The organism is Agrobacterium sp. SUL3, from assembly GCF_001263295.1.
In the GTDB taxonomy this organism is placed as follows: Bacteria; Pseudomonadota; Alphaproteobacteria; order Rhizobiales; family Rhizobiaceae; genus Agrobacterium; species Agrobacterium tomkonis.
Window position 1 is genome coordinate 90,527 of sequence record NZ_KQ414502.1, and the last position, 21,691, is coordinate 112,217.

The 21,691-nt window shown below is 60.2% G+C and carries 17 protein-coding genes and 1 pseudogene; 11 read left to right on the top strand and 7 right to left on the bottom strand.

Translation table 11 applies throughout. The features are described from left to right. The first annotated feature begins 313 nt into the window (after nt 1–313). From AKG12_RS11605 to AKG12_RS11640, 8 genes and pseudogenes are all read left to right on the top strand, one after another. Nucleotides 314–1,380: pseudogene (locus AKG12_RS11605) on the top strand (ABC transporter substrate-binding protein). Between the two features lie 7 nt (nt 1,381–1,387). After that, nucleotides 1,388–2,284 carry an NmrA family NAD(P)-binding protein gene (locus tag AKG12_RS11610; RefSeq protein ID WP_052818906.1) on the top strand — a complete coding sequence of 299 codons (897 nt, stop codon included), beginning with the start codon at nt 1,388–1,390 and terminating at the stop codon, nt 2,282–2,284. Further along, complete coding sequence (locus AKG12_RS11615) at nt 2,275–3,459, top strand: LLM class flavin-dependent oxidoreductase (RefSeq protein WP_052818907.1); 1,185 nt, start codon at nt 2,275–2,277, stop codon at nt 3,457–3,459. Before AKG12_RS11610 ends, AKG12_RS11615 begins: the two co-directional genes overlap by 10 nt. Nucleotides 3,460–3,548: 89 nt before the next feature. Further along, a complete protein-coding gene (locus AKG12_RS11620; RefSeq protein WP_052818908.1) occupies nt 3,549–4,748 on the top strand; it encodes a M20 aminoacylase family protein in 1,200 nt (399 codons plus the stop codon). A 34-nt stretch (nt 4,749–4,782) separates the two neighbouring features. Beyond that, complete coding sequence (locus AKG12_RS11625; RefSeq protein ID WP_052818909.1) at nt 4,783–6,372, top strand: ABC transporter substrate-binding protein; 1,590 nt, start codon at nt 4,783–4,785, stop codon at nt 6,370–6,372. Between the two features lie 438 nt (nt 6,373–6,810). Next, nucleotides 6,811–7,161: a DUF3088 domain-containing protein gene (locus AKG12_RS11630; RefSeq protein ID WP_052818910.1), complete on the top strand. Its 351-nt coding sequence runs from the start codon at nt 6,811–6,813 to the stop codon at nt 7,159–7,161. Between the two features lie 40 nt (nt 7,162–7,201). Continuing rightward, a complete protein-coding gene (locus AKG12_RS11635; protein ID WP_052818911.1) occupies nt 7,202–8,797 on the top strand; it encodes an ABC transporter substrate-binding protein in 1,596 nt (531 codons plus the stop codon). 53 nt (nt 8,798–8,850) lie between these two features. Continuing rightward, nucleotides 8,851–10,203, top strand: a complete 1,353-nt coding sequence (locus tag AKG12_RS11640) for an LLM class flavin-dependent oxidoreductase (RefSeq protein ID WP_052819076.1) — start codon at nt 8,851–8,853, stop codon at nt 10,201–10,203. A gap of 16 nt (nt 10,204–10,219) precedes the next feature. Here the strand turns inward: AKG12_RS11640 and AKG12_RS11645 are convergent, their stop codons facing one another. The 7 genes from AKG12_RS11645 to AKG12_RS11675 all read right to left on the bottom strand — a co-directional run bounded on the left by AKG12_RS11645 (nt 10,220) and on the right by AKG12_RS11675 (nt 17,501). Beyond that, complete coding sequence (locus AKG12_RS11645; RefSeq protein ID WP_052818912.1) at nt 10,220–11,191, bottom strand: LysR substrate-binding domain-containing protein; 972 nt, start codon at nt 11,189–11,191, stop codon at nt 10,220–10,222. A gap of 37 nt (nt 11,192–11,228) precedes the next feature. Continuing rightward, entirely contained in the window at nt 11,229–12,467 is a 1,239-nt protein-coding gene (locus AKG12_RS11650; protein WP_052818913.1) for an acyl-CoA dehydrogenase family protein, read from the bottom strand. Between the two features lie 70 nt (nt 12,468–12,537). Beyond that, nucleotides 12,538–13,593, bottom strand: coding sequence for an aldo/keto reductase (locus AKG12_RS11655; RefSeq protein WP_046801458.1), 1,056 nt, complete (start codon nt 13,591–13,593; stop codon nt 12,538–12,540). 18 nt (nt 13,594–13,611) lie between these two features. Beyond that, nucleotides 13,612–14,547, bottom strand: coding sequence for an ABC transporter ATP-binding protein (locus AKG12_RS11660; RefSeq protein WP_052818914.1), 936 nt, complete (start codon nt 14,545–14,547; stop codon nt 13,612–13,614). Further along, entirely contained in the window at nt 14,525–15,523 is a 999-nt protein-coding gene (locus AKG12_RS11665; protein ID WP_052818915.1) for an ABC transporter ATP-binding protein, read from the bottom strand. The genes AKG12_RS11660 and AKG12_RS11665 overlap by 23 nt, the downstream gene beginning before the upstream one ends. After that, nucleotides 15,520–16,515: an ABC transporter permease gene (locus AKG12_RS11670; RefSeq protein ID WP_052818916.1), complete on the bottom strand. Its 996-nt coding sequence runs from the start codon at nt 16,513–16,515 to the stop codon at nt 15,520–15,522. The genes AKG12_RS11665 and AKG12_RS11670 overlap by 4 nt, the downstream gene beginning before the upstream one ends. Beyond that, nucleotides 16,512–17,501, bottom strand: a complete 990-nt coding sequence (locus AKG12_RS11675) for an ABC transporter permease (protein WP_052818917.1) — start codon at nt 17,499–17,501, stop codon at nt 16,512–16,514. Before AKG12_RS11675 ends, AKG12_RS11670 begins: the two co-directional genes overlap by 4 nt. A gap of 269 nt (nt 17,502–17,770) precedes the next feature. Between AKG12_RS11675 and AKG12_RS11680 the strand changes: the two genes are divergently transcribed. The 3 genes from AKG12_RS11680 to AKG12_RS11690 all read left to right on the top strand — a co-directional run bounded on the left by AKG12_RS11680 (nt 17,771) and on the right by AKG12_RS11690 (nt 21,653). After that, on the top strand, nt 17,771–19,378 hold the full coding sequence (locus AKG12_RS11680; protein WP_052818918.1) for an ABC transporter substrate-binding protein: 1,608 nt from the start codon (nt 17,771–17,773) through the stop codon (nt 19,376–19,378). Nucleotides 19,379–19,446: 68 nt separating this feature from the next. Next, on the top strand, nt 19,447–20,478 hold the full coding sequence (locus AKG12_RS11685) for an ABC transporter substrate-binding protein (RefSeq protein WP_052818919.1): 1,032 nt from the start codon (nt 19,447–19,449) through the stop codon (nt 20,476–20,478). Continuing rightward, nucleotides 20,475–21,653 (top strand): acyl-CoA dehydrogenase family protein, encoded by a 1,179-nt coding sequence (locus AKG12_RS11690; RefSeq protein ID WP_052818920.1) that lies wholly within the window; start codon nt 20,475–20,477, stop codon nt 21,651–21,653. Before AKG12_RS11685 ends, AKG12_RS11690 begins: the two co-directional genes overlap by 4 nt. Nucleotides 21,654–21,691: the final 38 nt, after the last annotated feature.

Below are 21,691 nucleotides of genomic sequence, written 5' to 3' on the forward strand. Positions count from 1 at the left end.
CGGCACATTTGTCTGAAAGCGTAACAGCCGCGATTGCGGTCGCGAGTTAAAAATCCTTGCTGCTCGGAGAAGAAAAACTTTCGAGCATGGCTTTTCCTGTTCCCAGGTAAGCGCCCGGTTGTGAATGGATGCAATCGGAAGCCGCGTTCGAAAATAACGCTATTTTCGAAACGATATTTCGCTCGCCATGTGACGGGCTGGTGTTATGGAAACGAATTTCTTCAATCGCCTCTTAAATAGTACACTTTATCTATAGAAAATATTTAACGACGTGTAGCGTGCTGTCCAGATCGCAATTTCGAGGACGACTGCCATGGCTGATGCCGCCCTTCGCCAAGCAACCCAACCCGTAACGCTCTGGTACACCCGGTGCCCGGCACCCACGCCGCTTTCCATCGCGGTACAGCTTGGCTGGATAGAGGAGCGTTTGCCGGTCATGGCATCTCCGTTTCCTCCATTCGCGATGCGGCTGATCCGGCTATCAGGCAAAGCCATTTCGATCATCGGCTGGACTGGTCCTTCCGCCAGGGCGGTAACATCCCGCCAATCTGGGCGAAGGCGGGTGGCCGGCAGACGCGGCTGGTGGGACTGACGAGAACCGATGAGTTTCAGGCGGTCATAGCGCTACCCGCAAGCGGAATAACCAAGGGTCGTGATTTGAAGGGGCGGCGCATCGGCCTGCCGAAACGTCCGAATGAAACCATCGATTTCCAGCGCGCCACATCGCTGAAGGGCATCGTGTCGGCACTCACCGTTTCCGATCTCACCGTTGCGGATGTCGAACTTGTCGATTTGACTGCCCGGGAGCCCGTGCTGCTTGGTCCAACGGATGAGCGGTTCCATGGCCTGCGCCGGCGACTTCCCTATGGCGAGGAAATTGCAGCACTGCACCGCGGCCAGATCGATGCGTTTTTCGTCAAGGGTGCCGAAGGTATCACCGTCGCCAATCTCATTGGCGCGCAGGTCGTCGTATCGACCGGGTTTCATCCCGATCCGAAAATTCGCATCAACAATGGCACGCCGCGTCCCTTGACGGTGGACGCTACCTTTGCCGATGAGCGGCCGGATCTGGTGGCGGAACTGGTGGCCACCGTTCAGCGGGTTGCCCAGTGGGCAAATGACAATCCGGCAGAAGCCGTGCGGTTCATCGCCCGCGAGATCGGCGTCAGCGAAGAGGCGGTGCTGGCTGCCAATGGCGCGGATGTGCATCGCAATTTGCGGCTCGATCTCGATCCGGCCGAGCTGGACGCACTGAGCCACTTCAAGGATTTCCTGCTGGAATGGAAATTCATCCCTGACGATTTCGAGGTGCGAGAGTGGGCCGATCCACGCGCCCTTTCTTCACTGCAAGAGGTCGCGCAACACAGTGCGGGAAAGTGAGGGCATCATGGCAGCCACCATTCTTGTAACGGGTGCAACCGGCAAGCTCGGCCAGCGTGTTGTCGGCCGTCTTTTGCAAAGACAGGCTAGAGTTCGTGTGCTGAGCCGCAGACGTGAGTATGCACTGAAACTGTGGGGCGACAGGGTCGATATTGCGGAGGGGAATTTTTCCGATCCGGCCAGCCTGAAGGAGGCTGCGCGCGGCATAAACGCCATATTTGTGCTTTCCCCCATCGGTGAAACGCTGACGGTTGATCAGAATGCGGTCATCGATGCGGCTCTCACCGCCGGGGTTTCGCCGATCGTGAAAATATCCGGCTCCGACTGGACCATTGAAAATGCCGCCCGCTCCATCTCGGGTGCGGCCCATGCTGAGGTGGAAGCGCATCTCGCCAGAACCGGCGTAGCGCATACGGTGCTGCGGCCGAATGCATGGATGCAGGTGGCGCTGGAACCCGTTGTCGCCGCGCTGCGCAAGGGAGAGGATGTACCCGCCCGGTTCGGCAATGCGGCCGTCTCCTTCATCGATGCCGACGATATCGCCGATGTGGCGGTTCATGCATTGACTGCCGACGCGCCGCTTGCCGGCCCCTTGGTGCTGACCGGCGGCGAAGCGTTGACGGGGCTGGAGATCGCCCGCATCGCGGCCCGTATCCTGCATCGGCCGGTTGGTGTTTCGCATAATGCCGTGCTGGCCTTTCCACCGGATATCGGCGTGTTCGAACAGAAAGCGATCGGCGAATTCGGGCAGCTCATCCGCGAAGGTCTGGCGGCATCCGTCAACGATACCATCCACCAGATCACCGGTCATCAGCCCCGCAGTGTGGAGGGGTATCTGCGCGCCCGGCTGGCTGCGGATACCCCGCAGGGTGATCATTCCGAGGGAGAAAAGACATGGCGCTGAGTGTTCCTTTGCCCGATGGTTCGGAGTTGAAAGGTCTTGAACTGAAAAGTCCTGCCGATTTTGACGACAGCCCGCTCAGCCGGGCGGTAAAACAGCCGCTGATGCTGGGCCTGTTCCTCAATCTGCAGGACATCAATTTTTCCAGCCTGCCGACCAGCAATAGCTGGACTTTCGATTATAACGTCGAGCTGGTGAAGCGGGCGGAGGAACTTGGTTTTGAAATCGCCTTCAGCCGCACGCAATGGCTGCCCAAGGGCGGATATGACGGCGAATCCTCGCTCGACAGCTTCATCGCGCTCGGCGCCATGGCGGCGGTCACGAAGAGCATTCTGCTGATCTCGACCATCCATGTGCTTTACGGGCCTCTGCATCCGCTGCATCTCGCCAAATATGGCGCGACGCTGGATCATATCGCCAAGGGGCGCTGGGGCATCAACATCGTCACCGGCCACCGCGCCATCGAGCATGAAATGTTCGGCTGGCAGCGGATCGACCATGACAAGCGTTACGATATGGCGGGTGAGTTGTTCGATGTGCTTCACCGCCTGTGGGGTGAGACCGAGAACTTCTCCTACGAGGGCAAGCTCAACCCATGGGCCATCAACAATGGCTGGATTACACCGAAGCCGGCCTTCGGCCGCCCGCCACTGGTGACGGCGACTGGTTCGCCTGCCGGTATCGATTTCGCGGCGCGCCATTCCGATCTGGTTTTCGTCACTTCGCCAGGCGGGGCGCATATAGACAGCGCGCTGGAAACGCTTCCCGGTCATGTCGCCACCATCAAGAACCGTGCCAAAGCCCATGGCCGGCGGGTGAAGACTCTCATCAATCCGATTATCGTCAGCCGCGATACGGAAAAGGAGGCGATCGCCTATGCCGATGCCATCGAGGCTGGAAAACCGCAGGCCGGCACCCGTGCCTTTGCCACCAATAATTACGACAGCGATGCCCATGCCTGGCGCGGCCGTGGCGATGCACGCCACAAGCAGGGGCGCAATCTCGGTGGCAATATCGAAATCATCGGTTCACCGGAACAGGTGGTCGAGCAGTTGATCGGCTTGAAAAAAGCCGGCATCGATGGGGTTCAGCTGAATTTCTACGATTTCCGTGAAGACCTTGATTACTTCGCCGAGCGCATTCTGCCCTTGATGAAGGAGGCTGGCCTGAGGCTCTGACCTCTTTCCAACCCCGATTTTCCAGTTCCGAAGCCACCTTCGCAATCGCCCGATTGCGAAAGCGATATTTTTTGCCCTGAGGAGATACCGTGAACATCGCCGTCGATCCCGTCAAAACATCCGCACCGAAAATTCTGGACCGGATCGGGACCTATGTTCCCGAACTCGTCTCCATCCGTCACGATCTGCACCGGCATCCGGAAATCGGATTCGAGGAGGTACGCACGTCAGGCATCGTGGCTGAAAAACTCGCTTCCTGGGGTATTGAGGTGCATCGCGGTTATGGCAAGACCGGCGTGGTGGGTGTGCTGCGCGGCCGCCATGCGGGCAATCGCTCCATCGGGCTGCGGGCGGATATGGATGCCTTACCGATGCCGGAGGAAACCGGGTTGTCCTATGCATCGGTCTATCCCGGCAAGTTCCACGGCTGCGGGCATGATGTGCACACCACCATCCTGCTCGGCGCCGCCCGTTATCTGGCGGAAACCCGCGATTTCGCCGGCACGGTGGTGTTCATTTTCCAGCCGGCCGAGGAAGGTCTGGGCGGCGCGCGCGCCATGATTGCCGATGGGCTTTTCAAGGATTTCCCCGTCGATGAGATCTACGGGTTGCATAATTCCACCCATGCTGCGCCCAATCATCTCAAGGTTTCGCCCGGCACCATTCTGGCAGGTGCGGATTTCTTCGATATCCGGCTAAAGGGCAGGGGCGCCCACGCCGCCCACCCCGATGTTTCGCGTGACCCGGTGCCGGCAACGGGCGAACTCATTCAGGCCCTGCAAACGATCGTCAGCCGCAACGTGTCGCCGACCGATCCTGCCGTGCTGTCGATCACGCGTATCGAGGCGGGATCGGCCTATAACGTCATTCCCGAAACGGCCTCGATTGCCGGAACGGTGCGCGCTTTCTCCGACAGCGTGCGTGAAACCATCCGGCAGCGCATCCACACGATTTCCGATCACATTGCCGCCGCCCATGGCCTCACCGCCGAGGTGGATATTCGCGACATATTCTCGGTTTTGACCAATGACGATGCATCTGTGGAGATCGTCGCCGGCGTGGCGCGCGAGGTTCTTGGAGACGAGCGCGTTTCCACCGAGCCCGGCCGCTTCATGGGCAGTGAGGATTTCGCCGATCTCCTCAAACATGCACCCGGTGCATTTTTCACCCTTGGCCATTCCGGCACCGTGCCCGCTCACAATCCCGGTTTCATCGTCGATGACGCCATTCTTCCAGTCGGCGCCACCCTGTTTGCCCGGCTGGTGGAAACCCGGCTGAAGGCTGTCTGAAAATTTAAAAACAATTTCGCAAAGGGAAACATCCATGGATATTACGAGACGTAGGACATTGCTTTTGAGTGCCGCTCTTGCCGGGGCAATTCTGTTGCCGTCCTTGCCCACGCTGGCGGCGGAACCGCCGAAAAAGGGCGGAATCGTCACGCTTGCGGGTCTTGGTGAGCCGACGACGCTGGTGCCGCTTTCTGATTCCAATACGCGCACCCGCGCCATTTCCACGAAAATCCTCGAAGGGCTGGTACGTTTCGACAGCGAGTTCAAACCGCATCCGGTTCTTGCCGAAAGCTGGGAAACCTCCGCCGACGGGCTGCGCCACACGTTCAAGCTGCGCAAGGGCGTCAAATGGCATGACGGCAAGGATTTCACGTCGCAGGATGTCAAATTTTCCCTGCTGGCCTTCAAGAAGGTCGGTCCACGCGGACGCATCACCTTCGCCAATGTTGCCGATATCGAAACGCCCGATCCGCTGACGGCCGTGGTGGTGCTGTCCAAGCCCGCGCCCTATCTCCTGCGGGCGCTGACGGGCGGCGAAACGCCGATTTTGCCGGCTCATGCCTATGCTTCGGAAAACTACAATGAAAGCCCGAACGGCAACGCGCCAATCGGCACGGGCCCCTTCGTATTCGAGGAATGGAAACGCGGCAGCTATGTGAAGCTGAAGAAGAACCCGAACTACTGGCAGGCCGATCTGCCTTATCTCGACGGTTTCGTGGCGCGCTTCGTTGCGGACGCCGCCTCCACCACTATCTCGGTGGAAACCGGCGAGGCGGATTATACCGCCGATGTTTCGTACAGCGATCTGGAGCGTCTGCGGCAAAATCCGAAGCTCGCGGTGGAGGTATATACCGACTCCTACCTTAACAATGCCGCCATCTTCGAGTTTAATCTGGAGAACCCGATCCTCGCCAAAAAGGAAGTCCGGCACGCACTGGCCCATGCCATCGACCGCGATTTCATCAACGACGCCATCTTTTTCGGAACGGCCAAACCCGCCGGTTCGAACATCCCGGCCGTCTTCACCGCCTATAATGATGAAAAGCCTTTCACCTATCCTTTTGATCTCGCCAAAGCGAACGAATTACTGGATAAGGCTGGTTACCCGAAAGGTGCTGATGGCACCCGTTTTTCACTACGGCTCGCCTTCCTGCCATCTGACGTCTTCCGCAAAACCGCCGAATATCTGCGCTCATCCTTCGGTAAACTCGGCGTGAAGGTGGATATCGTGGAAGGCGATCTCGCCACCTTCATCAAGCGCGTTTACACCGAGCGCGGTTTTGACCTGACGGTAAACGGCATCAGCCGGTTGTTCGATCCGACGGCTGGCGTGCAGCGTCTCTACTGGTCCGATGGCATCAAGAACCCCGCGCCCTATGTCAACGCTGCCCATTACAACAACCCCAAGGTGGACGACCTTTTCCGCGCGGCCGCCATCGAAGTGGATGAAACGAAACGGGCGGCGCAATTCCGCGACATCCAGAAAATCACTGGCGACGACCTGCCGAATTTCTCCATCGTCGCTTTGCCGACCGTCATCCTGCGCACCACCAGTCTGAAGTCGCTCGTGACGACCATCGACATTGCCTATGGCGATCTGGCGACGGCCTGGAAGAGCGAGTGAAGGCGAACCCGGCGTCCTGTGCAGCGAGAGTAGCGGCGAACTTTCCTATATATTCGACGTCATCCTCGGTCTTGTACCGAGGATCTACCAGGGCATCCTGACCTTGTAGCTCGCAGATGCTCGGGACAGGCCCGAGCATGACGAAGGAGAGGTTTTTCGCCAACAGCATCTCACCGGAACCCGGCAATTCTGCCGGGTTTTTTATTGTCGAAACCCACCCTCCATCCTGTTTGCACCTTCGCGCGGCAAGCCCGTTTCAGGGAAAAACTTTGCGCACGAAACAGATCGGGCGAAACAGCGATGCCATGCGTTAAAATTTCGAAAAAATAAGTTTCATCAATAATTTAGCGCAAAGCAATTCTTCGTTTCAAAGCAAGAATTGCTTTCTGGACCCACGCTTTGGCTGCCTGCACTGTGAGCAGGAAATCTCACCCACAAATGATGGATGCCATGGCCAAGGACACACTTTTTCTGATCGCCCCCGGTTTTGAAGACCCAAAGCACCCGGGTGTCCGCTTCGTCTGCCCGCATTGCAACCAGATCGAGGGACTGCTTGCCGCCTTTCCAGACCTAGCGGCGCAGATCGATATTCGCCGGGTCGGTTTTCAGCGTCCGCGAGAGGCGGTCATCGCCGCCGTGGGGGAGGAAAACCAGTCGCTGCCGCTGTTCGTCTTTGCCGGCGAGGCGCCCGCTGACGCTGCGGCAAAGGGCGACACGCACTTCATTCAGGACACCAAACGCATTTTGCAAATCCTCGCCGAGCGCCACGGGTTCCCGCAGCTGCATTGAGTTGCCGCTCCCTCGCATATCGGATTTTTCGGAGACAGACATGATCATTTCCAGACGCCAGTTTCATAAGATTGCACTTGCCGCCGGCGCATTCGTGGCGCTTCCGGGCGGTTCCTTTGCCGCTGCCGAAGAGCCCGTTTCGGGTGGCACACTCAAGATCGTGTATTTCCCTGAACCGAACCAGCTCGTGGCCATCAATACCAGCGCGGGTGGCCCGCAGTTCATCGGCTCAAAGATTTACGATGGGCTTTTGACCTATGATTACGAGCTATCGCCCCAGCCAAGTCTTGCGAAGGAATGGAGCGTTTCGGCCGACGGGCTGGAATATGTCTTCCATCTGCAGCCGAATGCGAAGTTCCATGACGGTAAGCCGGTAACATCGGTGGATGTGGAGTTTTCCATCCTGCGGCTGAAGGAAGCCCATCCGCGCGGCCGGGCGACGTTCTCGCATGTCGAGAGTGTCGATACCTCCGATCCACTGGTTGCGAAGGTGAAGCTTTCCAAACCCGCACCGGGCCTGATCACCGCGCTTGCCTCCTCGGAATCGCCCGTTGTGCCAAAGCACATCTTCGAGACCTTCAAGCCGACTGAAAATCCGAAGCCTGCCCAGATCATCGGCAGCGGCCCTTTCGTGCTGAAGGAATGGGTGCCCGGCAGTCATATCCTGCTGGAGAAGAATGCCGATTACTGGGATGCGCCGCGCCCTCATCTTGACCGCGTCATCATTCGCCTCATCAACGATGCCGGCGCCCGCGCGGCCGCACTGGAAACCGGGGAAGGGGATATTGGCCCCAACCCGGTCGCGCTTGCCGATCTGGAACGGCTGAAATCCATCCCGACACTGAAGGTGGATGACCGCATCTATGCCTATGCCGGCCAGCAGAACCAGCTCGTCATCAATCTTGAGAACGAGTATCTCAAGGAGCTGAAAGTCAGGCAGGCCATCGCCCATGCCATCGATGTTCCGGCGCTGATCGATACTGTGCTTTATGGTTACGCCGTGCCATCGCCGACGCCGATCAGCCCCGGATTGGCGAAGTTCCACAATCCCGACATCGGTTTCGCCAAGTTCGATGTCGCACAGGCTGAAAAGCTGCTGGATGAGGCGGGCTTCCCTCGTAAGGACGGCGGCAAGCGCTTCAAGCTCCGGGTCACCACCAACCCCTTCAATCCGCAGACCTATTCGGATTTCATCGCGCAGGCCCTGTCGAAAATCGGCATCGAGGCGGATATCCAGAAATTCGATTTCGGCACCTATGTGAAGGTAGTCTATACCGACCGCGCCTGGGACCTGTCGGTCGAATCCCTTTCCAATACCTTCGATCCGACAGCCGGTGTCCAACGTGTCTACTGGAGCAAGAACTTCAAGATCGGCCTGCCATTCTCGAATGCCAGCCATTACGCCAATCCCGAAGTGGATCGGCTGCTGGAAGCGGCGGCGGTGGAGCCGGATATCGAAAAACGCGCCGCCTTCTTCAAGGAGTTTCAGGCCGTTATCGCGAAAGATCTTCCCGTCATCAATCTCGTCTCGCCCATCCAGCCGGTTGTCGGCAGCGTCCGCATCAAGGATTACGCGACGGGGGCCGAAGGTCTCAGCGGCAATCTCGCCAAAGCCTGGGTGACGAAGGAGGCGTGAGCCGCCTTGCCTTCGGTTTCAAGCCGCATCAGAGCGAAAAAGAGGTCATTTCCATGAGCAGAAAATCCGAAAAGCTGGTTCTCAACGCCTTCATCTATCCGGGTGGACATCATGAGGCGGCCTGGCGGCATCCGGACTCGGAGCCCCACCGCGTCACCGATATCAGGCTCTATCAGGATATTGCCCGCAAGGCCGAGGCGGCGAAGCTGGACGCCATCTTCTTTGCCGATGCACCGGTGCTGGACGCCAATATCCGCTACGCCGCCCGCCACCGGCTGGAGCCGATCACCATGCTGGCGGCTCTCGCCGCCGTCACGGAAAAGATCGGCTTCATTGCAACGGCCTCCACCACCTATTACGAGCCTTATAATCTTGCCCGGCTGTTTGCCTCTGTCGATCATATCAGCGGCGGGCGCGTGGGCTGGAACATCGTCACGACCTCGGCCGATGCCGCAGCCGGCAACTTCAATCTGCAAAAGCACCCGCCGCATGCCGATCGTTACCGTCAGGCCATCGAGTTCGTCGATGTGGTGACGAAGCTCTGGGATAGCTGGGAAGACGATGCCATCGTCGCCGACAAGGAGAGCGGTCTGTTTGCCGAGACAGACCGCATCCACCCCGTCAATCACGATGGCGAATTTTATCGGGTGCGGGGCGCGCTGAATGTACCCCGTTCACCACAGGGCCGGCCGGTCTATGTTCAGGCGGGCTCCTCGGAGGAGGGCCGTGGTTTTGCGGCTCACTATGCCGAGGCAATCTTTACCGCGCATCAGACTCTGGAGAGTGCACGGTCTTTTTATTCTGACATCAAGCGACGTGTCGCGGCCACGGGGCGTAATCCCGCCCATGTAAAAATCCTGCCGGGCATCAGCCCCTTCATTGCGTCAACCGAAGAAGAGGCGCGCAAACTTGAGGCCTCCTTCAACGATCTCATCCAGCCTGCCTTTTCGCTCGGGCAATTGCAGCGCATCACCGGTATCGATCTTTCATCGGCCGATCTTGACCAGCCGCTGCCGATTGAGGCCGTCGAAGCGACACGCGCTCAGGCGGATAGCAGCCGCCATCAGCTGGTTCTTGATGTCATAGACCGGGAAAATCCGACGATCCGGCAATTGTTGCACCGGCTTGCCGGCGGGCGCGGCCACAAGGTTATTTCCGGAACGCCGGAACAGGTGGCGGACTGGATAGAGACCTGGTTCCGCGAGGGCGCTGCCGATGGGTTCAACATCATGCCGCCATGGCTGAATGGCGGGTTCGATATCTTCGTGGACGAGGTAGTGCCGATCCTGAAACGGCGCGGATTGTTCCGCGAGGACTATGAGGGCGACACGCTGCGCGACCATTATGGCCTGCCACGGCCTGAAAACATCTATGCGGCCCAGGAGCTGCAAAGGGAGCGCGCCTGAGGTGGGACGGGCGTGTTCAGGCGGCGGCCTCGAGAGAGCGCATATCCTCGCGCAACAGGGCGAGTAGAGATGCGACCTCCGGCAGCCGCCGCCTGTCGGGACTGGTCAGCAGGTGATAACGGCTGGCGGTCGGCTGCGGTGTGCCGAAGGGGGCGATCAGCCGGCCGGTCCTGAGTTCCTCCGAAATCAGCGAATGGCGCACGAGGCCGATGCCGTGGCCGGATAAAATCGCCTCTATCAGCGCGGTCTGGCGTGAAAAACGCGGGCCGGTGGCAGAAAGCCTGAGCGGAATGCGGCAGGCGCGAAGCCAGTTTGCCCATTCGAAGGCGGGGTCCATGCCATTGCCACGCAACATCGCAAAACCGAAATTTCGCAACCGCTCCGGTTCGTCTGCAAGCGCATGGCGGGCCGCGAAATCCGGGGTGCAGACGGCGTTGACCGTGTCGGCGAAAAGCGGCTCGTGAATGAAGCCCGGGATTTGCGCATGGGTGGCGACGATGGCGCAATCGGCATCGAAATGGGTGAGGTCGATGGTTTCGCTTTCAAGGGATTCGATCGAAAGCTCGACGTCGCCGAGTGCCGGAACGATGCTGCCCAGCCGCGGAGCCAGCCAGCGGGCGGCAAAACAGCCTTCGGCCAGCACCTTCAGCTGCGGTCGGGCGTTCGAAACCATCAGGTCGGAAAGGCTGCCAATCATGGTCTCGAAGGCGTCCGCAAGGCCGGGATAAAGCGCATTGCCGGCATCGGTCAGCAACAATTCACCGCGCTGGCGGCTGAAAAGCGGCTGGCCGAGATGGGTTTCGAGAATTCTCACCTGCTGGCCGATTGCCGCGGTCGAGACATGCAGCTCCTCCGCCGCCCGCGAGAAACTGGCATGGCGGGCGGCGACGACGAAGGCGCGCAAGGCGGTCAGCGGCGGCAGCCGGGAAAGTGTGGGCAGGCGAAAAGCCGCCCGGCTCCCGGCGGGAGCAACAAACTCTGTTCTCATTGCTGTTCCTCCTTTGCCGCCTGCACCTTCCGCATGGTCAGAACACCCGGCCTTCCCGGAGATGCGTCGTGGTGCCGTTCAGGTAATAGTCACCGATCACCCGCGCCTTATGCGCGAGCGGATTGTGATTGTAGACAGTGCGGATGTTGCGCCAGTGGCGGTCGAAATTCCGATCGCTCGATGTCGCCGAGCCGCCGCCGAGTTCGTAAAGATTGGTGGCGACCGTCAAAGAAAGCTGCGAGGCGATGATCTGGGTACGGGCCGTGGCGAGCGAGCCTTCCAGCAGGGCCGCCTCTATCGCCTCTTCGTCCCCGGCGGTGAAGGCCGCAGCGGTGCGGTCGAGCGTTCTCGCCGCTTCGCGGATCAGGGTCTTCACCGCGAAGGCACCGGCGCTGATTTCGCCGAGCATCTTCTGCACGAACGGATCCTGATTGGCGGTTTCGGCAGCGCTGTGAAGCGTGGTGCGCGCCTGGCGCAGAACATAATCGACACCGTCATTCAGCGCGCCCTGAACAGCGCCAGCGGCCGAAGCGGCAAGATGCAGCTGCCGCATGGCCGAGCTGTGGCGGCCGATCTGGGTGCCGAGCTTGCGGGTCGTCAGCTCATGCGGCAGGACCTCGACATTCTCAAGTAGCACTCCGCCGCTTGCCGTCATGCGCTGGCCCATGCTGTCCCAGTCGTCGAGAATGGTGATGCCGGCGCGATCGAGCGGAATGAGCACGCCGATCGGCTGCTCGTCATCGCCAATGGCGCTGAAGGTGCCGAAATCGGCAAAGGCAGTGCCGGTCGCATACCATTTGCGGCCGTTCAGCCGGTAGCGGTCGCCGTCGGCGCTTAGACGCGTGGTGATTTCACCGGGGCGTTTGGTGCCCTGTTCGGTGCTGGCGCCCGCGAAGAGCTTGCCGGTAAGCACATGTTCGAGATGCCGCCGGTCCTCCAGCTCGATAGGGGCCAGAGCGAGGGTTTCGGTGAAATTGAAATGGCTGCGAAGCGCGTGCGGAATATTGCTGTCGGCTTCGCCGAGGATCATCAGTACTTCGATATAGTCGGCAATCGAGCCGCCCGGTCCGCCCTTGGCTTCGGGAACGCGCAGCGTGCCGATCTTCGCCTCCTTGATAAGGGCGAAGATATCGAAGGGCAGTTCCCGCTGGCGTTCGCGGCGGGCGGCATCCCTAGCCGCAATAGCCGCAATGTCCTTTGCCCGGGCCAGAATCTCGTCCCGGCTCGGCACGCCGGCATTATCGGTGGTGGTTGTCTGTGGTTTCGGATTGGACATTGCGGTTTTCCCGTGAGCGGATGTGAGGGCCTGCGGCACAATCGCGCCGCAGGCGTGTTCGTCTGGACGATCAGGCGACCGCGCGTGGCTTGAGCGCCGGGCGGGGTGCGGGCTCGAGATTGCGCGGCACGCGGCCTTCGACGGGATGGCTCGGATCGTTGAAGCCGGGCGTGGAGGGATGGCCTGTCGTCACAAGGCTGTCGACCAGCGCTTCATCTTCGGCATCGATCTTCACATCGAGGGCGCGGATATAGCCGTTCCAATGTTCTTCGGTGCGCGGGCCGGTGATGGCGGCGGTGACGAACTTGTTGTTCAGCACCCAGGCGAGCGCGAAATCCGCCGCCGAAACGCCCTTCGAAGCGGCATGGGCCGCAACCTTCTGGGCGATTTCAACCGATTCCGGACGCCATTCCGTTTCCAGAACGCGCTTGTCGCCACGGCCGACGCGGGTATCGGCGCCCGGCTGTTCGCCCGGCTGATATTTGCCGGTCAGCACACCGCGTGCGAGCGGCGAATAGGACACCACGCCAAGACCATAATGATTGGCTGCCGGCAGTTGCTCGGCTTCGGCCGTGCGGTTGACGATATTGTAGAGCGGCTGGCTGGCAACGGGACGGTCGATGCCGAGTTGATCGGCCAGATGCGAAATTTCGGCGATACGCCAGCCACGGAAATTCGACACGCCGAAATAGCGCAACTTGCCAGCACGGATGAGATCGGCGATGGCGCGCACCGGCTCTTCCAGCGGCGCATCGAAGACGGCGCGATGGAAATAGAGAATATCGATATAGTCGGTGTTGAGGCGGCGCAGCGAATTCTCGACCGTCTCGATCACCCATTTGCGCGAATGCCCGCCGAGGTTCGGACCCTTGGTGTGGGAGTTGACGAATTTCGTCGCCAGAACCCAGTGATCGCGCGTGGACTTGATGCCGCGGCCAACGACCTCTTCAGACTTGCCGTCGTGATAGACATCGGCGGTGTCGATGAAGTTGATGCCCTGTTCGCGTGCCTTGTCGATGATGCGGAAGGCCACGTCATCCGGCGTCGGGCCTCCGAACATCATCGTGCCGAGGCTTAGCGGTGAAACTTTCAGCGCGCTGCGTCCGAGATAGCGATAATCGACCATTATGGTTGCTCCTTTACGTTATTGGGCATGGTGGCAGGCCACGGCGTGGTTCTTGCCGAAAAGGCTGTAATCCGGCGCTTTTTCGCGACAGAGATCGGTGGCGAGCGGGCAGCGGGTGTGAAACCGGCAGCCGGATGGCGGATCGTGCGGGCTGGGCAGATCGCCGGAAATGGGGGCCGCCTGCTTGCGGCGGGCGGGATCGGGAACTGCGGCGAGAAGCGCACGGGTATAGGGGTGTTTCGGCGAGGCCCAGAGTTCCGCCGTCGGCGCGCTTTCGACGATCTTGCCGAGATACATGACCAGCACGCGGTCGGAGAAATAGCGTACCACGGAAAGATCGTGGGAGACGAAGAGATAGGAGAGCGAAAGCCGCTTTTTCATCTCCACCAGAAGGTTGAGGATCTGCGCCTGTATCGAAAGATCGAGCGCCGAGACAGGCTCGTCGCAGACCACCAGTTCCGGTTCCAGAACCAGCGCGCGGGCAATGCCGATGCGCTGGCGTTGGCCGCCGGAAAACTCATGCGGATAACGGTCGAGCGCGTCAGCCGGCAGGCCAACCTGTGCGACGATGGCTTCAACAATCTCCCGCTGGCGCGCCCGGTCGCCGATGCCGTGCACCTTCAGCGGGCCGGTAAGGATGGTGCGCACCGTCTGGCGCGGGTTGAGCGAGGCGAAAGGGTCCTGAAAGATCATCTGGATGCGGCGGCGGATGCCGCGCAGTTGCGATGACGTCATTGCCGTGACATCGGCGCCCTTGAAGGTGATCCGGCCGGAAGACGGCTCGACCAGACGCATCAGCGACTTGCCGAGCGAGGATTTGCCGCAGCCGGATTCCCCCACCAGCGCCACGGTCTCGCCTGCCTCGATATCGAGCGAGACGTCATCGACGGCACGCACGGTTCCGCGTCCGCCCGTGTAATGGGTGGACAGGCTATGCACTGACAAGAGCGTCATCGGATACTTCCTTGGATGTGGGAGCAACGAAGGGGCAGGCGGCGTAACGACCTTCCGAAATATGCCGCAGCGGCGGTACGAACTGCCCGCAGAAGCCGCGGGCGCTCGGACAGCGTGGCCGGAAGGCGCAACCGCGTTCCCCCGTGGCGGAAACGATGGAACCGGGAATTTCAATGAGCGGCCCGTCGCGATAATGCTGGCCGTCTTCCGCGCGCGGTGACGCCGCAAGCAGGCCGCGCGTATAGGGATGGTAGGGGTTGGAGAAAACCGGCTCCGGCAATCCTTCTTCCACCTTGCGGCCGGCATACATGACCATCACCCGGTCCGCCCATTGCGCCACGATGCCGAGATCGTGGGTGATGAGGATGACCGCCATGTTGAGGTCGCGGCGCAGATTGTCTAGCAGCTGGAGTATCTGCGCCTGTATCGTCACGTCGAGCGCTGTCGTCGCCTCGTCGGCGATCAGCAATTTAGGATTGCAGGCAACACCGATGGCGATCATCACGCGCTGGCGCATGCCGCCGGAAAGCTGGTGCGGATAATCATCCACCCGGCGGCCGGCATCGGGAATGTTGACGAGATCCAGAAGCTCGATGGCGCGTTTGCGCGCCTGGTGCCGGTCTATCTTCTCATGGATGCGCAGCACCTCGATGATCTGTTCGCCGACGGTTAGGACAGGGTTGAGCGAGGTCATCGGTTCCTGAAAGATCATGCCTATATCCCGGCCGCGAATGCCGCGCCATTGCCGTTCGGAAAGCGGCAGCAGATCGCGGCCCTCGAGCAGAACCCGCCCACCGGTCTTGGCGTGCGAGGGCAGCAGGCCAATCAGGCCGAGCGCCGTCAGGGATTTGCCAGAGCCGCTTTCGCCGACGATCGCCAGCATTTCGCCGGAGCTGACATCGAAACTGACGCCTTTTACCGGCTGGGCCGAGCCGAAGCTGACGGAGAGATCATGGACTTCGATCAGTTTGCTCATCGGCGTTCCTCCGAAAAACGGGGGTTGAGCGCATCGTTGAGGCCATCGCTGATGAGGTTCAGCGAAATGACGGTGAAGACGATGGCGAGGCCGGGAAGGGCGGTCAGATACCAGGCGGTGCGGATGACATCGCGGCCCGAACCGATCATCGACCCCCAGGAGACACGGTTGGGATCGCCAAGCCCCATGAAGGAGAGTGCTGCTTCCATGAGGATCGCGCCCGCCACCATGACGGAGGAGGTGACGATGATCGGCGGCAGCGCATTGGGCAGGATTTCCTGAAAGACGATGCGCGCGTGGCCGTAACCCAGGCTGCGGGCGGCGAGCACATAGTCCTTCTCGCGGATGGCGCGGAATTCGGCGCGGGTGAGGCGCGCAACGAGCGGCCAGGTGATGATGCCGATGGCCGACGTGACCGTGGTGACGGATGGCTGGGCGATGGCGACCAGCACCACCAAGAGCACGAAGTTCGGCAATGTCTGGAAGATTTCGATCAGCTTGACGAGGATGTCGTCAATGACGCCGCCGAAATAACCGGCGAAGGCGCCGATGGCGATGCCGATCGTCAGCCCGATCAGTGTTGCCACGACACCGACGGTAAGCGAGATGCGCGCGCCATGCACGATGCCGGCCAGAACATCCCGGCCCATGGAATCGGTGCCGAGCGGATAGGCCGCATTCTGGCCCGGCCAAAGGAACGGGCGGGCCACCATTTCCAAGGGATCGCCGGGATAGATCAACGGGGCGATCAGTGCGGTGACGATGACGGTCGCGAGAAAAAGCAGCCCGACGATGGCGTTGGGATTGGTGAGGAAGATTTTCAGTTCCCGCCGCAGGCCGCGCCGCGGCACGGAGACGGAGCGGGCCGAAAGCGCATCCGGGGCATGGATATAAGGCCAGGCCTTTTCTTCCGGCTTTTTCGGTTTGGGATTGGTCTCTTCAGCACCAATTTCGGCCGTGTTGAGAACCGCTGTTGTGTGGGATGAGCTCATCGGCTTTTTCCGATGCGGGGGTCAAGCCATGCCTGCAGCAGGTCCACGGCGGCATTGACGATGATGACGACGAGGGAAGAGAGAAGCAGAATGCCGAGCAGCACGCTGAAATCCCGCGCCATCACGGCTTCGAAGGCGAGCCGGCCAAGGCCCGGCCAGCTAAAGACGGTTTCGACCACGACTGCGCCGCCGAGCAAGCCGCCAATATGCATGCCGGCCATGGTGGTGATGGGGATGAGCGCGTTGCGCAGGATATGGCGTGTGGTGAGCCTGATCGGCGAAACGCCCTTGGCACGCGCCGTACGCACATAGTCCTGCGATTTCACTTCCAGCATCGCCGCGCGGGTGAGGCGGGCATAGATCGCCAGAAAATAAAGCGCCAGCGAAAGGGCAGGGAGAACGATATAGCGAAGCCTGTCGAGAAAGGCTGCAAAACCGGTAAGGCTACTGCCAATGGTGCTATCCCCGCCCGAAGGCAGCCAGCCGAGCTTGACCGAGAAGGTCAGGATCAGCATCAGGCCGATCCAGAAACCTGGCACGGAATAAAAGATCAGCGAGCCGATCGAAATGATCCGGTCCGGCAGCTTGCCGGAAAAAAGCGCCATGATGGAGCCGAGGAACACGCCGACGAAAATGGCAATGCCAAGCGCCGCACCCATCAGCGCAAGCGTGCCCGGCAGGCGCTGGCCAATCAGATCAGCCACCGGCATGCCGTATCGCGGCGAAAAACCAAGGCTGAACTGGGCGAGATTGCCGAGATAATTCATCAGCTGATGCAGAACGGGCAAATCCAGACCGAAGCGAGAGCGGATTTCTGCCATGGTCTCGACGGTTGCCGAACCCGCTTCCGCCGCCAGCACATCGGCGGCATCACCCGGCGCCAGCTGCAGCAGGAAGAAGTTCAGGATGACGATACCGAGAACCGTCGGAATGGCCTGAATGGCCACCCGCTTTGCCTGCGATAAAATCCGTTTCGAATTCGACATCGGCTCCAGTCCGTAAGCGTGAAAATGTGAAATCAGCCCGTGAGGGCGTTGGTATTAGTTGACTAATTTTATGGAATTTGTCAAAGAGTAATAGAATTATTTTCTGAAATTTACGGAAAAATGCGCAATAAAGAAAAGATAATTCCTAATTATGAGAATGATTGGTTCTTCATGCCAAACTCACTCTCCTCTGCGGAACAAACTTCTTCCTAAGCGCGGCCGTTCAGTTTGCCGGTTTTTCGCCGATTCAATCAAGGAGAGGGTATCGCATGACTGTTTTCAACCAGACGACGCGGCGTGGATTTCTGCTGGCGTCGGTGGCGCTTGGCGTGGTGTCGCTGCCGGGACTGAGGCTTAACGCGGCGGAGCCGGCAAGTGGCGGCACGGCCACGCTGCTGATTTCGTCGGAACCGCCGGTGCTGACGACGATTGCGCATACGGCCTATAATTCCGTCTACATATCGCCCAAGGTCACCGAAGGACTTTTGACCTATGATTTCGATCTAAACCCCAAGCCGCTCCTTGCCAAATCATGGGATGTGAGCGCGGATGGCCTGCGTTACACCTTCAAGCTGAGGCCCGGCGTGAAATGGCATGACGGCAAGCCCTTTACCTCCGCCGATGTGGCTTTCTCCATCAATACCATCAAGGAAGTGCATCCGCGCGGCCGTAACACATTCCTGAACCTCACAAGCGTCGAGACGCCGGACGAGCTGACGGCGGTTCTGGTTCTTTCCAAGCCTGCGCCCTATCTGATTACGGCGCTCGCCGCTGCCGAAACGCCCATCGTGCCGAAACATCTTTATGAGGGTACGAAGGTGACCGAAAATCCGGTCAATCTCGCCCCCATTGGCACCGGCCCGTTCAAGTTCAAGGAATGGGTGCGCGGCAGTCATATCGTTTTCGAGCGCAACGCGGACTATTGGGATGCGCCACGCCCTTATCTCGACAAGCTGATCGTTCGTTTCATTCCGGATGCTTCGGCCCGCGCGATTGCCATCGAAACCGGCGAGATCGATCTCGCGCCCAGCACGCCAGTCGCCTATAGCGATCTCGACCGGCTGAAGGAGCTGCCGAGCCTCGGCTTCGAAACCAACGGCTATCAATATTCGAATTCCGTCAGCCGCGTTGAGTTCAATCTCGAAAAGGATGTGTTCAAGGATGTGCGCGTTCGCCGCGCCTTCGCCCATGTCATTGACCGCAACGTCATCTTCAACACGGTCAATTACGGTTATGGCGCGACGATCACCGGGCCGATTAATCCGAAGCTGACGAAATGGTTCGTGGATGATCTGAAAACCTATCCTATCGACCTGAAGGCGGCCGAGGCGCTGCTGGATGAGGCCGGATACAAGCGCGGTACGGATGGCATCCGTTTCAAGCTCAATCTGGATTACGTGCCGAGCACCGAAGCCTATCCGCGCGGCGCGGATTATATTCGCCAGGCGCTGGCGAAAGTCGGCGTCGACGTGACGGTGCGCACGCAGGATTTCGCCACCTATACCAAGCGCATCTATACGGATCGCGATTTCGATTTTGCCTATGAGGGCATGAGCAATCTCTTCGATCCGACCGTCGGCGTGCAGCGGCTTTATTGGTCGAAGAACTTCAAGAAGGGCGTGCCTTTCTCCAATGGCGCGGCCTACAGCAATCCGAAGGTGGATGCGCTTCTCGAAGCCGCCGCCATCGAGATCGATCCGGACAAGCGCGTCGCGCAATGGAAGGAAATCCAGCAGATTCTCGTTGAAGACGTGCCTGCCATCGACATCGTCGCGGCACCGGAGATCACCATCTTCAACAAGCGTATTTCGGATCACACCATCGGTGCCGAAGGTGTGGCGGGAAGTCTCGCCTTCGCGCATATCGCCGCATCCTGATCGTTTCACCAGACCCGGCCCCCCTTTGCGGCGGGCCGGGACTTTTCCCTTTCATCGAGGACAAAGCCATGAGCACGTCACTTTCTGAAATCTGGTATACACGTTGCCCGGTGCCCACGCCCGTGGGCCTGGCGGCGCAGCTCGGTTATCTCGGGCAGACATTCGAGGAGGTCGGCATAGCGCTGAAATCCATCATCGATTCGCCTGACCGCTCCGTTCGTCAGAGCCATTTCAACCACACGCTGGAATGGTCCTTCCGCCACGGCGGCAATGTGCCACCCATCCGCGCCCGTTCGGAAGGGCGCAATACGCGCCTCATCGGCATTACCTGGACGGATGAGTTTCAGGCGATCATCACCCTGCCGGAGACCGGTATCCGCTCTGTTGCCGATCTTGTCGGTCGCCGTTTCGGCGTGCCGCGCAGGCCGGAGGGCATTGTCGATTTCATGCGGGCGACGGCGCTGAAGGGCATCGTCTCGGCGCTTTCGCTGGAAGGGCTGACGGTTGATGATGTCGAACTGAAGGATATCGTCATTACGGATTCGGTATTGGCCTCGCAGGAGGGGCCGTCTCTTTTCGGGCTGAAGCGCCGGCAATCCTTCGGTGAGGAGATCATCGCGCTGCTGCGGGGTGAGGTCGATGCGATTTTCGTCAAGGGAACGGCGGGTATTGCCGCCGCCAATCTGATCGGTGCGGTGCAGGTGGTGGAATTCGGTTTTCACCCCGATCCGAAGATACGCATCAATTCCGGTTCGCCCCGGGTGCTGACGGTGGACGGGCGTCTGGCCGATGAGCGTCCCGATCTGGTGGAGCGGCTGGTTGCCGCCATCGGCAAAGCCTCGCTCTGGGCGGAGCAGCATCCGGAAGAAACCCGTCGTTTCATTGCGCGTGAGGCCGGTGCGACGGAAGAACAGGTTCTGGCTGCCAACGGGCCGGAAGTTAACCGTCATCTCGGTCTCGGCCTTGATGCAGAGTTTGTGGCTGCTGTCGGTCATTACAAGGATTTCCTGCACCAGTGGGGTTTCCTTGAGAACGACTTCGATCTCGGCGGATGGATTGACGACCGTTTCGTGACGGCAAGTGAAAGGGCGGTGGCATGAGCGTTGCACTTTCCGCCGTTCCGCGGCCGCCGGAACAGCAATCCAGCCCCGTTGCCGTCGCAACCGTGCTGGCCGAAGATTTCAGCCTGACGGCGGCGGACCATGACAAAAGCGGCGAATTCGCCGCCGGCAATTTCGAAGCGCTTTTCAAGTCCGGCCTGCTTGGTCTCGTGACGGCTGAAAAGGATGGTGGCTGGGGCGAGGGCATGGAAACCGCCCACGCAGTCATTGCGGCCATTGCCAGTGGCGATCCGTCGACCGCCCTCATTCTCGCCATGCATTACAGCGTTCATGCCGCGATCCGGCGCGGCAAGTGGCCGGCAGCACTTGCGGCAAGGGTGTTGGCCGCCAATAGCAGGGAACCGGCGCTTTTGAACAATGCACAGGCGGAGCCGGGTGTCGGTTCGCCGGCCCATGGCGGCCTGCCGGAAACGACGGCGCGGATCGAGGGCGATGTCTGGGTTGTCAATGGCCGCAAGAGTTTCGTCACCGGCCTGCCAGGGCTGAAATGGGCGATCGTGCTCGCCGTGACGACGGAAGAGACGCCGCGCCTGATCCAGCTTCTGGTGCCGCTCGACGCACCGGGGATCGCCCAGGAAAAGGCATGGGAGGCGACCGGCATGTACGCCACCGCCAGCCATGATCTGGTGCTGGAGGAGATAAGGGTGCCACTTGCCGATATCGTTGCCGAACAGCCGGCGGACGAGCCGCTGCGGCGCGATGAGGCAGACGGTTACAATTTCTTCGCGCTGCTGGCTTCTGTCTATCACGGTGTTGCGCTTTCGGCGCGGGATGATCTGTTGCGCCATCTGAATGGCCATGTTCCCGCAAGCCTTGGTGCGCCGCTCTCCTCCATTCCCCGTATTCAGGAAGGTCTTGGCCAGATCGAGGTGCTGCTGGCGACAAACAGACGCCTGCTTCTCTCCGTCGCCCGCGATATCGACGCTGGCGAAAGGGTGGGAACCGATGCGCTCGCCGTTCGCCACGTGGTGATCGACAATGCCGTGGCGGTGACGGATCTGGCGCTGGAGCTTGGCGGCAATCGCGGCCTGCGCCGGGATTATAATCTCGAACGTCATCATCGCGATGCCATTACGGCCAGGGCACATGCGCCGCAGAGCCACATGATTAGAACGATCCTCGGCCGCCAGAGCATCAAGGCGTCGGGCGGTTGACCGACGAAGCAACAGGGCGGCCTTGCCTGAGGCGGGCC

Coding starts and splice junctions, on each gene's coding strand:
- AKG12_RS11610 (WP_052818906.1), top strand. CDS start 1,388: ATGGCAGCCACCATTCTTGTAACGGGTGCAACCGGCAAGCTCGGCCAG.
- AKG12_RS11615 (WP_052818907.1), top strand. CDS start 2,275: ATGGCGCTGAGTGTTCCTTTGCCCGATGGTTCGGAGTTGAAAGGTCTT.
- AKG12_RS11625 (WP_052818909.1), top strand. CDS start 4,783: ATGGATATTACGAGACGTAGGACATTGCTTTTGAGTGCCGCTCTTGCC.
- AKG12_RS11630 (WP_052818910.1), top strand. CDS start 6,811: ATGATGGATGCCATGGCCAAGGACACACTTTTTCTGATCGCCCCCGGT.
- AKG12_RS11635 (WP_052818911.1), top strand. CDS start 7,202: ATGATCATTTCCAGACGCCAGTTTCATAAGATTGCACTTGCCGCCGGC.
- AKG12_RS11640 (WP_052819076.1), top strand. CDS start 8,851: ATGAGCAGAAAATCCGAAAAGCTGGTTCTCAACGCCTTCATCTATCCG.
- AKG12_RS11645 (WP_052818912.1), bottom strand. CDS start 11,191: ATGAGAACAGAGTTTGTTGCTCCCGCCGGGAGCCGGGCGGCTTTTCGC.
- AKG12_RS11650 (WP_052818913.1), bottom strand. CDS start 12,467: ATGTCCAATCCGAAACCACAGACAACCACCACCGATAATGCCGGCGTG.
- AKG12_RS11655 (WP_046801458.1), bottom strand. CDS start 13,593: ATGGTCGATTATCGCTATCTCGGACGCAGCGCGCTGAAAGTTTCACCG.
- AKG12_RS11660 (WP_052818914.1), bottom strand. CDS start 14,547: ATGACGCTCTTGTCAGTGCATAGCCTGTCCACCCATTACACGGGCGGA.
- AKG12_RS11665 (WP_052818915.1), bottom strand. CDS start 15,523: ATGAGCAAACTGATCGAAGTCCATGATCTCTCCGTCAGCTTCGGCTCG.
- AKG12_RS11670 (WP_052818916.1), bottom strand. CDS start 16,515: ATGAGCTCATCCCACACAACAGCGGTTCTCAACACGGCCGAAATTGGT.
- AKG12_RS11675 (WP_052818917.1), bottom strand. CDS start 17,501: ATGTCGAATTCGAAACGGATTTTATCGCAGGCAAAGCGGGTGGCCATT.
- AKG12_RS11680 (WP_052818918.1), top strand. CDS start 17,771: ATGACTGTTTTCAACCAGACGACGCGGCGTGGATTTCTGCTGGCGTCG.
- AKG12_RS11685 (WP_052818919.1), top strand. CDS start 19,447: ATGAGCACGTCACTTTCTGAAATCTGGTATACACGTTGCCCGGTGCCC.
- AKG12_RS11690 (WP_052818920.1), top strand. CDS start 20,475: ATGAGCGTTGCACTTTCCGCCGTTCCGCGGCCGCCGGAACAGCAATCC.